13 protein-coding genes and 1 tRNA gene are annotated in these 14,081 nt (G+C 59.7%); 10 read left to right on the top strand and 4 right to left on the bottom strand.

The window, feature by feature from the left end:
* Positions 1-139: 139 nt before the first annotated feature.
* Together MO767_RS30255 and MO767_RS30250 are read right to left on the bottom strand one after the other, a co-directional pair.
* Positions 140-1,633 carry a CoA-acylating methylmalonate-semialdehyde dehydrogenase gene (locus MO767_RS30255; protein ID WP_282483524.1) on the bottom strand — a complete coding sequence of 498 codons (1,494 nt, stop codon included), beginning with the start codon at positions 1,631-1,633 and terminating at the stop codon, positions 140-142.
* A gap of 65 nt (positions 1,634-1,698) precedes the next feature.
* Positions 1,699-3,048, bottom strand: a complete 1,350-nt coding sequence (locus MO767_RS30250; protein ID WP_282483523.1) for an aspartate aminotransferase family protein — start codon at positions 3,046-3,048, stop codon at positions 1,699-1,701.
* Positions 3,049-3,172: 124 nt separating this feature from the next.
* Here MO767_RS30250 and MO767_RS30245 point away from each other — a divergent pair, with 124 nt between their 5' ends.
* The 7 genes from MO767_RS30245 (at position 3,173) to MO767_RS30215 (ending at position 9,553) form a co-directional block, all read left to right on the top strand.
* A complete protein-coding gene (locus MO767_RS30245; RefSeq protein ID WP_282483522.1) occupies positions 3,173-4,093 on the top strand; it encodes a LysR family transcriptional regulator in 921 nt (306 codons plus the stop codon).
* A gap of 85 nt (positions 4,094-4,178) precedes the next feature.
* A complete protein-coding gene (locus tag MO767_RS30240; RefSeq protein ID WP_046044703.1) occupies positions 4,179-4,829 on the top strand; it encodes a TetR/AcrR family transcriptional regulator in 651 nt (216 codons plus the stop codon).
* Between the two features lie 7 nt (positions 4,830-4,836).
* Positions 4,837-5,418, top strand: a complete 582-nt coding sequence (locus MO767_RS30235) for a YigZ family protein (RefSeq protein WP_282483521.1) — start codon at positions 4,837-4,839, stop codon at positions 5,416-5,418.
* 531 nt (positions 5,419-5,949) lie between these two features.
* Positions 5,950-7,509 carry an ABC transporter ATP-binding protein gene (locus MO767_RS30230; protein WP_282483520.1) on the top strand — a complete coding sequence of 520 codons (1,560 nt, stop codon included), beginning with the start codon at positions 5,950-5,952 and terminating at the stop codon, positions 7,507-7,509.
* Between the two features lie 308 nt (positions 7,510-7,817).
* A tRNA-OTHER gene (locus MO767_RS30225) sits at positions 7,818-7,893 on the top strand.
* On the top strand, positions 7,872-8,627 hold the full coding sequence (locus MO767_RS30220; protein WP_282483519.1) for an ABC transporter permease: 756 nt from the start codon (positions 7,872-7,874) through the stop codon (positions 8,625-8,627). The genes MO767_RS30225 and MO767_RS30220 overlap by 22 nt, the downstream gene beginning before the upstream one ends.
* Entirely contained in the window at positions 8,627-9,553 is a 927-nt protein-coding gene (locus MO767_RS30215) for an ABC transporter permease (protein WP_282483518.1), read from the top strand. Before MO767_RS30220 ends, MO767_RS30215 begins: the two co-directional genes overlap by 1 nt.
* 85 nt (positions 9,554-9,638) lie before the next feature.
* On the opposite strand, the gene MO767_RS30210 is transcribed toward MO767_RS30215, so the two are convergent.
* Positions 9,639-10,061, bottom strand: a complete 423-nt coding sequence (locus MO767_RS30210) for a hypothetical protein (protein ID WP_282483517.1) — start codon at positions 10,059-10,061, stop codon at positions 9,639-9,641.
* Positions 10,062-10,143: 82 nt separating this feature from the next.
* Between MO767_RS30210 and MO767_RS30205 the strand changes: the two genes are divergently transcribed.
* The 3 genes from MO767_RS30205 to MO767_RS30195 all read left to right on the top strand — a co-directional run bounded on the left by MO767_RS30205 (position 10,144) and on the right by MO767_RS30195 (position 12,734).
* Positions 10,144-10,494 (top strand): MerR family transcriptional regulator, encoded by a 351-nt coding sequence (locus MO767_RS30205; protein WP_129445079.1) that lies wholly within the window; start codon positions 10,144-10,146, stop codon positions 10,492-10,494.
* Positions 10,495-10,519: 25 nt separating this feature from the next.
* Entirely contained in the window at positions 10,520-11,206 is a 687-nt protein-coding gene (locus tag MO767_RS30200) for an SDR family oxidoreductase (protein WP_282483516.1), read from the top strand.
* 169 nt (positions 11,207-11,375) lie between these two features.
* Positions 11,376-12,734 carry an 8-oxoguanine deaminase gene (locus MO767_RS30195; protein WP_282483515.1) on the top strand — a complete coding sequence of 453 codons (1,359 nt, stop codon included), beginning with the start codon at positions 11,376-11,378 and terminating at the stop codon, positions 12,732-12,734.
* Between the two features lie 62 nt (positions 12,735-12,796).
* Here the strand turns inward: MO767_RS30195 and MO767_RS30190 are convergent, their stop codons facing one another.
* The gene (locus MO767_RS30190) at positions 12,797-13,885 is read right to left on the bottom strand and encodes a calcium:proton antiporter (RefSeq protein ID WP_282483514.1); all 1,089 of its coding nucleotides are present in this window, start codon (positions 13,883-13,885) and stop codon (positions 12,797-12,799) included.
* Positions 13,886-14,081 lie beyond the last annotated feature (196 nt).

Raw genomic sequence — 14,081 nt, 5'->3', positions numbered from 1 at the left:
TCGACTGCGCCGGAAGTGGGCCGAATTATAGACTTCCAGAATCTGCCGTCAACACCTATTTCCACAATTCTGTCATATAGGTGAAAAAAGCCTCTGAAACGCAAAGGCCGGCCCCAAGGGGCCGGCCTCTTCCCTCTACTTACAAGCTAGGGAATGCGAACTGCGAAGCTTCATGGCTCGCCCGTTGTGGCCAGCGCTGGGTAATGGCCTTGCGACGGGTGTAGAAACGCACGCCATCCGGCCCATACGCATGCAAGTCGCCGAACAGCGAGCGCTTCCAGCCGCCAAAGCTGTGATAAGCCACCGGTACCGGCAGCGGTACGTTGACGCCGACCATACCGACTTCGATCTCGTCGCAGAACAACCGTGCCGCTTCCCCATCACGGGTAAAGATGCAGGTGCCGTTGCCATACTCGTGATCGTTGATCAGCTGCATCGCCTCTTCCAGGCTGTTAACCCGGACAACGCAAAGCACTGGCCCGAAGATTTCTTCCTTATAGATGCGCATTTCTGGCGTGACGTTATCAAACAGGCAGCCACCCAGGAAGAAGCCTTCCTCATGACCGGCCACGCTCAGACCGCGACCATCCACCACCAAGGTCGCACCAGAAGAAACACCGTCTTCTATATAGCCACTGACTTTGTCGCGAGCCTGACCGGAAACCAGCGGCCCCATGTCCAGACCACAGGTCGTACCCGCACCGATTTTCAGCGCCTTGATTTGCGGTACCAACTTGGCCACCAGCGCATCCGCCACCTGGTCACCGACGCACACAGCCACCGAGATCGCCATGCAACGTTCACCGCAAGAACCATAAGCCGCGCCCATCAATGCGCTGACCGCGTTATCCAGATCTGCATCCGGCATCAGCACCGCATGGTTCTTCGCGCCACCCAGTGCCTGCACGCGTTTGCCGCGCTTGGTGCCTTCGGCGTAGATGTATTCGGCAATCGGCGTCGAACCAACGAAGCTCAACGCTTTGACTTCCGGCGCTTCGATCAGCGCATCCACCGCAGCCTTGTCGCCGTGCACCACACTCAGCACACCTTTAGGGAGGCCGGCTGCCAGCAACAATTGAGCGATCAACAGCGTTGAGCTTGGATCACGCTCGGAGGGCTTGAGTATGAAGCAGTTGCCGCAGACGATTGCCAGCGGATACATCCACAGCGGCACCATGGCCGGGAAGTTGAATGGCGTAATACCAGCCACCACGCCCAGCGGCTGGAAGTCCGACCAGGCATCGATATTCGGGCCAACGTTGCGGCTGTACTCGCCCTTGAGGATTTCCGGCGCTGCACAAGCGAACTCAACGTTCTCGATACCGCGCTTCAATTCGCCTGCAGCATCTTCCAGCGTTTTGCCGTGCTCTTCGCTGATCAGTTGAGCGATACGCGCTTCGTTCTGCTCCAGCAGTTGCTTGAAACGAAACATCACCTGCGCACGCTTGGCCGGCGGAGTATTACGCCAAGCCGGGAACGCAGCCTTGGCCGAGTCGATGGCTTTTTGAATGGTTTCGCGGCTGGCCAATGGCAGCTTGTGGATCGCCTGACCAGTAGACGGGTTGAACACGTCAGCTGTGCGACCGTCTTCGGTCACCAGTTCGCCATTGATCAAATGCGGGATAAGGCTCATGCGGGGCTCCTGAAAAGTTGTCCACAGGCGCCCTTCAAGGGGCGCCTCTATATAGAAGGGAAAAATCAGTCGATTTTGTTCAGCACTTCGCCGACCGCGTCGAACAGACGATCAAGGTCTTGCGGCTTGCTGTTGAAGGTTGGGCCGAACTGCAGGGTGTCGCCGCCGAAGCGCACGTAGAACCCGGCTTTCCACAGGGCCATGCCGGCTTCGAACGGACGCACGATGGCGTCGCCGTCACGCGGCGCGATCTGGATCGCACCGGCCAGGCCGTAGTTACGGATATCGATGATGTTTTTCGAACCCTTCAAACCATGCAGCGCATTTTCGAAATACGGTGCGACTTCGGCCACGCTCTGCACCAGGTTTTCCTTTTGCAGCAGGTCGAGTGCTGCCAGGCCAGCGGCGCAAGCCACCGGGTGCGCGGAATAGGTGTAGCCGTGCGGGAATTCCACGGCGTACTCAGGCGTCGCCTGGTTCATGAAGGTCTGGTAGATCTCGGAGCTGGCAATCACCGCGCCCATCGGAATCGCGCCGTTAGTGACTTGCTTGGCGATGCACATCAGGTCCGGGGTCACGCCGAAGCTGTCGGCACCGAACATCGAACCGGTACGGCCGAAACCGGTGATCACTTCGTCGAACACCAGCAGGATGTTGTGCTGATCGCAGATCTCGCGCAGACGCTTGAGGTAACCCTGTGGCGGAACCAGTACGCCAGCGGAGCCGGCCATTGGCTCGACGAACACTGCAGCGATGTTCGAAGCGTCATGCAGTTCGATCAACTTGAGCAGCTCATCCGCCAGGGCGATACCGCCCTCTTTCGGCATACCACGGGAATAAGCATTGCTCGCCAGCAAGGTGTGAGGCAGATGATCGACGTCCATCATCGCCTGACCGAACATTTTGCGGTTGCCGTTCACGCCACCGAGGCTGGTGCCGGCGATGTTTACGCCGTGATAACCACGGGCACGGCCGATCATTTTGGTCTTGGTGGCCTGGCCTTTCAGACGCCAGTAAGCACGAACCATCTTCACCGCTGTGTCAGCACACTCGGAGCCCGAGTCAGTGAAAAACACATGATTCAGATTGCCCGGGGTCAGGTCAGTGATTTTCTCAGCCAGCTGGAACGACAGCGGATGGCCGTACTGGAATCCTGGCGAGTAATCGAGGGTGCCCAATTGCTTGGCGACCGCTTCCTGAATTTCCTTGCGGGTATGCCCGGCGCCGCAGGTCCACAAACCAGAGAGCGAGTCGTAAACCTTGCGGCCCTTGTCATCGATCAACCAACTGCCTTCAGCCGCCACGATCAGTCGCGGATCGCGCTGGAAATTACGGTTGGCGGTGTAGGGCATCCAGTGAGCATCGAGCTTGAGCTGGCTGGCCAGGGAAGTCGGGTTGTTTTCAGGCAAGTTCATGGGCAAAACCTCGCAGGGCAATAAGCGGCATAGAGATCAAAAGCGTTCTTGCAGCTAAATTGCCACGGGGATAAAGTCGGTGAAATCCAACTCTTCTAACGTTCAGTCAGGTCACCACTAAACTATGAGCAGCCGCCGCCCCGATCCGCTGGCGCAAGTCAGTGACTTTGATATCCGCTTGCTTCGGATTTTTCGCAGTGTGGTGGAGTGCGGCGGCTTCTCGGCAGCGGAATCGGTGCTGGGGATCGGTCGCTCGGCCATCAGCCAGCAAATGAGCGATCTGGAACAGCGCCTCGGTCTGCGTTTATGCCAACGGGGTCGCGCCGGATTTTCGCTGACCGAGGAAGGCCGCGAGGTCTATCAATCGGCGTTGCAGCTATTGAGCGCGCTGGAAAGTTTTCGCACTGAGGTCAATGGCCTGCACCAACACTTGCGCGGCGAATTGACCATCGGCCTGACCGACAACCTGGTCACCCTGCCCCACATGCGCATCACCCACGCCTTGGCACAATTGAAGGAACGCGGGCCGGACGTGCAGATTCAGATCCGCATGATCGCGCCCAATGAAGTCGAACAAGGCGTGCTCGACGGTCGATTGCATGTCGGTGTGGTGCCGCAAGCCAGCGCGCTGTCCGGGCTGGAATATCAACCGCTTTATAGCGAACGCTCGCTACTGTATTGCGCGGTCGGTCATCCGTTGTTTTATGTCGACGATAAGCAGTTGGATGACGAGCGCCTCAATAGCCAGGACGCCATCGCGCCGACTTTCCGTTTGCCCGCGGAAATCCAGGCCCATTACCAGGCGCTCAATTGCACCGCCAGTGCCTCGGACCGGGAAGGCATGGCGTTCCTGATCCTCACCGGACGCTTCATCGGCTACCTGCCGGACCACTACGCCAGTCTCTGGGTGCAGCAAGGCCGATTGCGTGCGTTGAAACCAATGGTGCGTTTTTATGACCTGAGCCTCGCATCAGTCACCCGCAAGGGCCGTCGCCCGCACTTGGTGCTGGAAAGTTTTCTGGAGAGTCTGGCTGCGACACGCTAGGTTTTATCGCGTCAGGACTTGTCGAATGCCCATGGGTGCGCTATCAACGCACTAGTTGCACCCACCCACTTGTTCGGAAGTGCCTATGACCTTTGAAGTCCCCGCTCACGGCGGCAAACCTGCCAGCCGCATTCGTCAGAAGAACGAAGAGACCATCATCAAAGCCGCCGAAGACGAGTTCGCCCGTCACGGGTTCAAAGGCACCAGTATGAACACCATCGCCCTGAATGCCGGGTTGCCCAAGGCGAACCTGCATTACTACTTCACCAACAAACTCGGCTTGTACGTGGCGGTGTTGAGCAACATCCTCCAGTTGTGGGACAGCACCTTCAACACCCTGACCGCTGAAGATGATCCAGCCGAAGCGCTGACGCGTTACATTCGCGCCAAGATGGAATTCTCCCGTCGTCAGCCGCAAGCCTCGCGAATCTTCGCCATGGAAGTCATCAGCGGCGGCGAATGCCTGACCGAATACTTCAACCAGGATTATCGCGCCTGGTTCCAGGGTCGGGCGGGCGTGTTCCAAGCCTGGATCGACGCCGGAAAAATGGACCCGGTCGACCCGGTGAACCTGATATTCCTGTTGTGGGGCAGCACTCAGCATTACGCCGATTTCGCTACACAGATTTGCCGTGTCAGCGGGCGCACCAAGCTGACCAAGCAAGACATGGAAGACGCCGGCAACAACCTGATCCGCATCATTCTCAAGGGCTGCGGCCTGACGCCAACGATCTAAGACGCTTATGCCTTTTACCCTCAGTGGTTTTTGCGAGTTCCGCGAAGAGATCCGCAAAAGCCGCTTCATCACCTTCGCCGCGCCGATCAGTAGCCCTGCTGAAGCCCAGGCGTTTATCGAACAGCACAGCGATTTGAATGCCTCGCACAATTGCTGGGCCTGGAAGCTTGGCGACCAATACCGCAGCACTGACGATGGCGAGCCCGGCGGTACCGCTGGCCGACCGATTCTGGCGGCAATCGACGCGCAGGATTGCGATCAGGTCGCGGTGCTGGTGATTCGTTGGTATGGCGGCATTCAACTCGGCACCGGGGGCCTCGCCCGGGCGTATGTCGGTGGCGCCAACAAGTGCCTGCAAGCCGCGCCCAAGGTTGAGTTGATCAGTCGGGTGCCGGTGAGTTGCGCTTGTGCTTTTGGTGAGTTGCCGCTGGTGAAACTTCGGGTAGCGGAACTGGGTGGATTGGTTGTGGAGGAAACGTTCACGGCTAACGGCGTAGAGCTGCAATTGGCGATCGGCGAAAGCCAGATCGATACCCTGCAAACGCAGCTGGCAGGTTTGAGTCGCGGGCGCATTTTGTTGCAGCACTAATCGCACCAACAACGTTCATAGCCCTTTCGTCGAACCGGTGCATTTGCCCACATCTACTGTGCACCCGGCTGTGGATAACCTGAGTACACCCGGCTGTAACCCTTCTGTCATGCGGCTTTGCGGGCGCTGCTCACTTTTCGACCAATCCGCCATCAAAGAAGCTAAATCCACGTAAAAACAATCAGTTAGAGCGGTTTATCACCTTTAGAAGAAAGCCACGCAGTGCTTATGCCCGAGCTTCGGGCTTGCGCACAAATACTGTGGAGCAATCTGTGGATAACCCGTTCATGGCTGTCGCCGTCCCATGTCCGGCATGGCTTGCCGCAAGTTGCTCGTTTTTTGACCAAACACCCTGAGCAAAACCGGAGCCTGATCAACGGCTTTGCCCTCAAGTGGTGCCTGGTTCGGAATCGACATAGGGCGAGGCGCTACCCTCAAAGCCTTTATCTGTAACGCTTTTGATTTTTCCTGACTCAATGGCCAGGAAATTGCTTTATCCACAGGCATCACTTCAATCGACCCGAGCCTGTCATGCCCAACCCCGTGCCGATCTCCGATCCAACACCTCGTCTGCAACTGCACAGAATCAGCAAGCGCTACTCCGGTTGCCTGGCCAACGATGCCATCGACCTGAACATTGCACCCGGCGAAATCCACGCCCTGCTCGGCGAAAACGGCGCGGGCAAAAGTACGCTGATGAAGATCATCTACGGCGTCACCCACGCGGACTCGGGAGAGATGATCTGGCAAGGGCAACCCGTGATAATGCGCAACCCGGCTCAGGCTAGGGGGCTGGGAATCGGCATGGTGTTCCAGCATTTCTCGCTGTTCGAGACTTTGAGCGTGGCGCAGAACATTGCCTTGGCGATGGGCGCAGCGGCTGGCACACCGAAGCAGCTGGAGACAAAGATTCGTGAAGTCTCCCGGCGCTACGGCATGGCGCTGGAGCCGGAGCGACTTGTCCACAGCCTGTCGATCGGCGAACGCCAGCGGGTGGAAATCATTCGTTGCCTGATGCAGGACATCCGTCTGCTGATTCTTGATGAGCCAACCTCGGTATTGACCCCGCAGGAGGCCGATGAATTGTTCGTCACCTTGCGCCGACTGGCTGCCGAGGGCTGCAGCATTCTGTTTATCAGCCACAAACTCGGTGAAGTTCGCGCGTTGTGCCATAGCGCCACGGTGTTGCGCGGCGGTCGGGTGGCCGGGCATTGCGTGCCGGCCGAGTGCTCAGATCAGCAACTGGCGCGGTTGATGGTGGGTGAAGCGGCCGCGCTGATTACGGATTATCCGAAAGTCACTGGCGCTAATGCATTCCTGAACGTTACGGGATTGTCCTGGCACAACCCGGACCCGTTCGGCTGCTCGCTGAAGGAGATCGAGTTTGAAGTACGCAGCGGTGAAATCGTCGGCATCGCCGGGGTCGCGGGTAATGGTCAGGATGAGTTGCTGGCCCTGCTCAGTGGCGAAGAACCGCTAAGCCGCAACGACGGCGCAACGATCAGTTTCGGCGGGCAACCGGTGGCACACTTGCGGCCGGATTCACGGCGCAAACTGGGCCTGGCCTTCGTCCCCGCTGAACGTCTGGGTCATGGCGCAGTGCCGGACCTGAGCCTGGCGGACAACGCCCTGCTCACTGCCTTTCAACAAGGGCTGGTCAGCAACGGCCTGATCCAGCGCGGCAAGGTCGAAGTGCTGGCCGAAGAAATCATCCGTCGCTTCGGGGTGAAGCCGCCCGACACCCAGACACCGGCCCGCAGCCTATCCGGCGGCAACTTGCAGAAATTCATCCTCGGCCGGGAAATCCTGCAGCAACCGAAACTGCTGATAGTCGCGCACCCGACCTGGGGCGTAGACGTCGGCGCCGCCGCGACCATTCACCGGGCGCTGATTGCCTTGCGCGACGCCGGCGCGGCGATTCTGGTGATCACCGAAGACCTCGACGAACTGTTCCAGATCAGCGACCGGCTCGGCGCTTTGTGCAGCGGTCGATTGTCGCCGCTCAAGGCCACGGTCGACACGCGCCTGATCGATGTCGGCGGCTGGATGGCCGGACAGTTCGACGCCCCTCAATCACGTGCAACGGTTTAACGGAGTTTCACATGCTGCTTTCTCTCGAACCCCGTGGCCAGCAATCGCGCCTGATGCTGTGGTGCTCGCCATTGCTGGCGGCTGTCCTGACGCTGGGCTGTGGCTCGCTGCTGTTTATCGCGCTGGGCCATGATCCGCTGCTCACGCTCCACACCTTGCTGATCGCGCCGATCAGCGACCTGTATGGCGTCTCCGAACTGCTGGTCAAAGCGCTGCCGATTCTGCTCTGCGCGTTGGGGCTGGCGGTGGCGTATCAAGCGCGGATCTGGAACATCGGCGCCGAAGGCCAGTTGCTGCTTGGCGCACTGGCCGGCAGTGCGTTGGCGGTGAACATCATCGGCATGCAAAGCCGATGGGCGCTGGTGCTGATCCTGCTCGTCGGCACCCTGGCCGGTGCCGCGTGGGCCGGGCTGACGGCGTGGTTGCGCACTCGCTTCAACGCCAACGAAATCCTCACCAGCATCATGCTTAATTACATTGCCCTGAACCTGTTGCTGTTCTGCGTGCATGGGCCGCTGAAGGATCCGGCCGGGTTCAACTTCCCCGAGTCGGCGATGTTCGGCGAGGCCAGCCGTTTGCCTCTGTTGATGGAGGACGGTCGGGTTCACGCGGGCGTGTATTTCGCCTTGCTCGCGTTGGTGGCGGTGTGGGTGTTGCTGCAGAAAAGCTTTATCGGGTTCCAGATCAAAGTCCTCGGGCTGGACAAGCGCGCAGCGGGGTTCGTCGGCTTTCGTGAGAAGCGGCTGATCTGGCTGGCACTGTTGATCAGCGGAGGGTTGGCGGGGCTGGCCGGGGTTTGTGAAGTCACCGGGCCGATCGGCCAACTGGTGCCGCAGGTCTCACCCGGTTACGGCTATGCCGCGATCACCGTGGCGTTTCTCGGGCGACTCAATCCCATCGGCATTCTGTTTTCCAGCCTGCTGATGGCGTTGCTGTACATCGGCGGCGAGAGCGCGCAGATGAGCATGAATCTGCCCCAGGCAATCACCCAACTGTTCCAGGGAATGATGCTGTTTTTTCTGCTGGCCAGTGACGTGCTGATTCTCTACCGACCACGTTTGAATATGCGCTGGTCCCGTCGTGCACAAGCCACCGCCGTACACGCAGGAGCGCTGTGATGGATATCGATCTGCTGAGCAACATTTTCTACGCCATGGTCCGTTGCGGTACGCCGCTGTTGTTGGTGGCACTCGGTGAATTGATCTGCGAGAAGAGCGGCGTCCTCAACCTGGGCCAGGAAGGCATGATGCTGTTTGGTGCGGTGATCGGTTTTATCGTCGCCCTGAATAGCGGCAACCTGTGGCTCGGCGTGTTGCTGGCGATGCTTGCCGGGATGCTGTTGTCGTCGTTGTTTGCGCTGGTGGCGCTGGTGTTCAATGCCAATCAGGTGGCCACCGGGTTGGCGCTGACGATCTTCGGTGTGGGCCTGTCGACCTTTGTCGGCGCGGCGTGGGTCGGTAAACCGCTGGCAGGTTTCGAGCCGGTGGCGATTCCTTATTTGAGTGAAATCCCACTGATCGGGCGGATGCTGTTTGCGCAGGATCTGTTGGTGTATTTGTCGTTCGCGCTGTTTGCGTTAGTGGCCTGGGTGATTGTGAAAAGTCGCGTCGGGCTGATCATTCAGGCGGTCGGGGAAAATCCGGATGCCGCCAGTGCCATGGGCTTGCCGGTGTTGGGCGTGCGCACGTTGGCGGTGCTGTTTGGCGGGGCGATGGCTGGGTTGGCCGGAGCTTACTTATCACTGGCCTACACGCCGATGTGGGCGGAGAACATGAGCGCCGGGCGTGGCTGGATTGCCTTGGCACTGGTGGTGTTTGCCAGTTGGCGGGTGTGGCGACTGCTGCTGGGGGCGTATCTGTTCGGGCTCGCCAGCATCCTGCATTTGGTGGCGCAGGGGTTGGGGCTGGCGATTCCGTCGAGTCTGCTGGCGATGCTGCCGTATGTCGCGACCATTGTGGTGTTGGTGTTGTTGTCCCGGGATGCGCTGCGTACGCGGTTGTATGCGCCGATGTCATTGGGGCAACCGTGGCAGGCCGGACATTAAGAGGTGATCCGACGGGCCTCATCGCGAGCAAGCTCGCTCCCACAGGGGACTGTGGTTGGGCCGGGATTTTGTGGACAACACATTCCTAATGTGGGAGCGAGCTTGCTCGCGATGACGTCCGCACTGGCAACACCTGAACAACGCCCCACGCCAATTCAAAGAACAGGAAAATCGCCAACAGTGAACTCCCGCCATGGGCCAAGGCATACGCCTGCCACGTCGCAAACAAAAACCGTCCCACCGCGTCATACCGACCAAACACCTGCTGCGGATCCCGAATCCGCAGCACCGCCCACACGCAGACAATCGACCCCAACAGATTGGCCATCAGCATGTGCATCGGCTCAAACGGCGGCAGCTCGCCAGGCAAATTGAACGCCTGACTCACACTCAACAAAACTCCATGTAACGCCGAAAAACTCCACGGCGTGACAAACGCCACCATGACGATCAAGTCATACCAGGCGCTACCCTTCACCAACTGGCGATATTGCGTTGAAGTCCACATCCGTCTTGCTCCATAAATTCAGGGAGCAACAAGGCTAAAGCCTGGAGTATGCTCCAGGGTCAAGCCCTCTCGAGACGTCATGATGCGCATCGGTGAATTAGCCCAGGCCAGCGCCGTCAGCCGCGACACGCTGCGCTTCTACGAGCAGCGCGGGTTGATTGCGGCGCAACGCAGCGCCAACGGTTATCGCGACTATCCGGCGGACATGGTGCAACTGGTGCTGTACATCAAGACCGCTCAGCGGCTGGGCTTTACCCTCGGCGAGATCGGTAACAGCGTCGCCGCGTTATGGCAGTCGCCCGATCCGGACAGCGCCGTCACGCAATTGCTGCAAGACAAACTCAAACTGATCGAAACCCGAATGGACGAACTCGGCGCGCTGCGTCAGGAGTTGCAGCAACGGCTCGGTCAACGTTGTCCATTGAATCCGTGATCCTCATTTATCAAGGAAGCCACTCATGTCTACGGCAAAAACCGCACTCATCATCGGCGCCTCCCGGGGCTTGGGCCTCGGTCTGGTGAAAACCCTGCTGGCCGACGGCTGGCAGGTCACCGCCACCGTGCGCAACCCGCAGAACGCCGAAGCCTTGCAGGCCTTGGGCAAGGTGCGGATCGAAAAACTCGACATGGACGATCAGCAGGCAGTTATCGCCCTCAGCCAACAACTCAAGGGCGAAGTGTTTGACCTGCTGTTCGTGAATGCCGGGGTCAAAGGCCCGGACGTTCAAACGCCGGGCGGCGCGACCCTGGCCGAAGTCGGCCAACTGTTTTTCACCAACGCGGTGGCGCCGATCAACCTGGCTCAACGCTTCGTCGGGCAGATTCGTCCGGACAGCGGCGTGCTGGCGTTCATGAGTTCGGTGCTCGGTAGCGTGACGATGCCGGATGCGCCGGAGCTGGCGTTGTACAAGGCCAGCAAAGCGGCGCTGAACTCGATGACCAACAGCTTCGTCACTCAGTTGGGCGAGCAGAAACTCACTGTGCTGTCGCTGCATCCGGGTTGGGTGAAGACCGACATGGGCGGTGAAGGCGCCGACATCGATGTGGAAACCAGTACGCGTGGGTTGATCGATCAGGTGAACGCATACACCGGCAAGGGCGGGCATCATTTTGTGAATTACAGGGGTGAAACCATTCCCTGGTAATCACCTCCGATCCCACAGGTCATGCGTCGGACCTGTGGGAGCCGGGCTTGCCCGCGATGCTTTTTTGATTGAAACTTCGCACATCGTCCCCGCGACGACCCTGGATCAGCAGACAGGGTAATCACTGAGCTGGCTAACCTGAACCCCACTTTCAGAGGAGCCGGCCAACATGCCTGCGACCCGTACCTGGTTAAAAAATCCCCTCGCGATCTTCACTGCCAATGGCCTCGATGCCCGTGGCGGCCTGGTGCTGCAAGACGGTTTGATTGTCGAAGTGCTCGCCGCCGGCCAGCAACCGTCCGCACCCTGTGGACAAGTGTTCGATGCCCGCGAGCATGTGATCCTGCCGGGACTGATCAACACCCATCACCACTTCTATCAAACCCTGACCCGCGCCTGGGCGCCGGTGGTCAATCAGCCGTTGTTCCCGTGGCTGAAAACCCTGTACCCGGTCTGGGCACGCCTCACCCCTGAAAAGCTTGCCCTCGCCAGCAAAGTCGCGTTGGCCGAGTTGCTGCTGTCTGGCTGCACCACCGCGGCCGATCACCATTACCTGTTTCCGCAAGGCCTGGAGAATGCGATCGACGTGCAAGTCGAGAGCGTCCGCGAACTGGGCATGCGCGCCATGTTGACGCGCGGCTCCATGAGCCTCGGCGAAAAGGACGGCGGCCTGCCGCCGCAGCAGACCGTGCAGGAAGGCGAAGTCATCCTCGCCGACAGCCAACGCTTGATCGCCGAGTACCACGAGCGTGGCGACGGTGCGCAAATCCAGATCGCCCTGGCGCCCTGCTCTCCGTTCTCGGTGACCCCGGAAATCATGTCCGCCAGCGCCGAACTGGCGAACACACTCGACGTGCGCCTGCACACCCATCTGGCCGAAACCCTCGACGAAGAAGACTTCTGCCTGCAACGCTTTGGCCTGCGCACCGTGGATTACCTGGACAGCGTCGGCTGGCTCGGCCCGCGCACCTGGCTGGCTCACGGCATTCACTTCAACCCGGATGAAATCGCGCGCCTCGGCGCCGCCGGCACCGGCATTTGCCATTGCCCGAGTTCGAACATGCGTCTGGCTTCCGGCATCTGCCCGACGCTGGACCTGACGGCTGCGGGTGCGTTGCTGGGCTTGGGCGTGGACGGTTCGGCGTCCAACGATGCGTCGAACATGATGCTGGAAACCCGTCAGGCGCTTTACATTCAGCGGCTGCGTTATGGTGCCGAGAAGATCACCCCGGAATTGGTTCTGGGTTGGGCGACCAAGGGTTCGGCGAGTTTGCTCGGGCGTACCGATATCGGCGAGCTGGCGGTGGGCAAGCAGGCGGATCTGGCCCTGTTCAAGCTCGATGAGCTGCGGTTCTCCGGCAGTCATGATCCGGTTTCCGCCTTGCTGCTGTGCGGCGCGGATCGGGCGGATCGGGTGATGGTCGGCGGCAAGTGGCGGGTGATTGATGGCCAGGTTGAAGGGCTGGATCTGAAAGGCTTGATTGCCGATCACAGCCAGGCGGCTCGTCAGCTAATCGCCGGCACCTGATACAACACAAATCAAAACTGTGGGAGCGAGCTTCCTCCCTCCCACAGGGGTTTGTCGTGGCCCTAGAGACCGAGCAGCGACAACATGATGAATGTCGCAAACAGCACAAAGTGGGTCATGCCTTCGATGGCGTTGGTTTCGCCATCGTTGAGGTTGATTGCGCTGACGATCAGGGTGAGGAAGACCATCACGGTCTGCACCGGGGTCATCGCCATCTGGAACGGCTGGCCGGTGTAGAGCGCCATCCCTTCCATCACCGGCACCGTCAGGATGACCGTCGACAGCGACGCGCCCATGGCGATGTTGACCACCGACTGCATGCGGTTGGCCAGTGCCGCCCGCAACGCGGTCAGAATCTCCGGCGCCGCCGAGATTGCCGCCACCAGGATCGCCGTGATCACCGGCGGTGCGCCCGTCCCTTCCAGGCCCAGGTCGAGGGTCTTGGACATCACTTCGGCCAATGCGCCGATCACCACCACGCCAAACACCAACGTGCTGATACTCAGCACCAGATTGACCGGTTCAGGTTCTTCCTCCGGGACTTTCTTGCGACGTTTTTCCGGGTAGCTGTAGCTGAAGAAATAACTGTGCGGCCCGACCTGCATGCGCAGGAACAGGGTGTAGAGCACGACCATCGCACCAATGGTGAACGCCGAATAAATCTTCCAGTTGGCCTCGGGAATGAACTCCGGCACCACCATGGAAACGCCCATGGCGGTGAGGATCATCGCGCTGTAACTGCGCGCCGAGTCATCGTTGTAGGACTGTTCGCCATGCTTGAGCCCGCCCATCAACGCGGCCAGGCCGAGGATGCCGTTGATGTCGAGCATCACCGCCGAATAAATCGTGTCGCGTACCAGGGTCGGCGAGGCTTCGTTGCTCATCATGATCGCCAGAATCACCACTTCCACCAGCACCGCGGCCAGGGTCAGGATCATCGTGCCGTATGGGTCGCCGACTTTTTCTGCGAGCAGTTCGGCGTGGTGGGCGACGCGCATGGAGGCGGCGACGATGAAGGCGATCAGTACGAGGCCGGCGGTCAGCGCAATGGGCTGGCCGCTGTGCAGCATCCAGTGTTCCAGTGGATAAGCGACGAACGCGGCAATCACGGCCAGCAGCAGAAACTTTTCTTGCTTGAGGAGTGTGAGCATTGCGAGCCTTTTTGCCGAGTGAAGCGAAACCAGAGTGATGAGCTAGTGACTGCGAGGCGGCGCTAACGTTTCGTTACACCTTAGCGCACCAGTGGATGGCGGCTGAACCAGACCATGCACTTTTATCGGCCTCAAGGACCTCATCGCGAGCAAGCTCGCTCCCACATTGGAATGCGTTCTCCTGTGGGAGCGAGCT

Source organism: Pseudomonas sp. UYIF39 (genome assembly GCF_029963765.1).
Classification (GTDB): domain Bacteria; phylum Pseudomonadota; class Gammaproteobacteria; order Pseudomonadales; family Pseudomonadaceae; genus Aquipseudomonas.
Note: the sequence above shows the minus strand (reverse complement) of the source record. Positions and strands in the feature narration are given on the sequence as shown.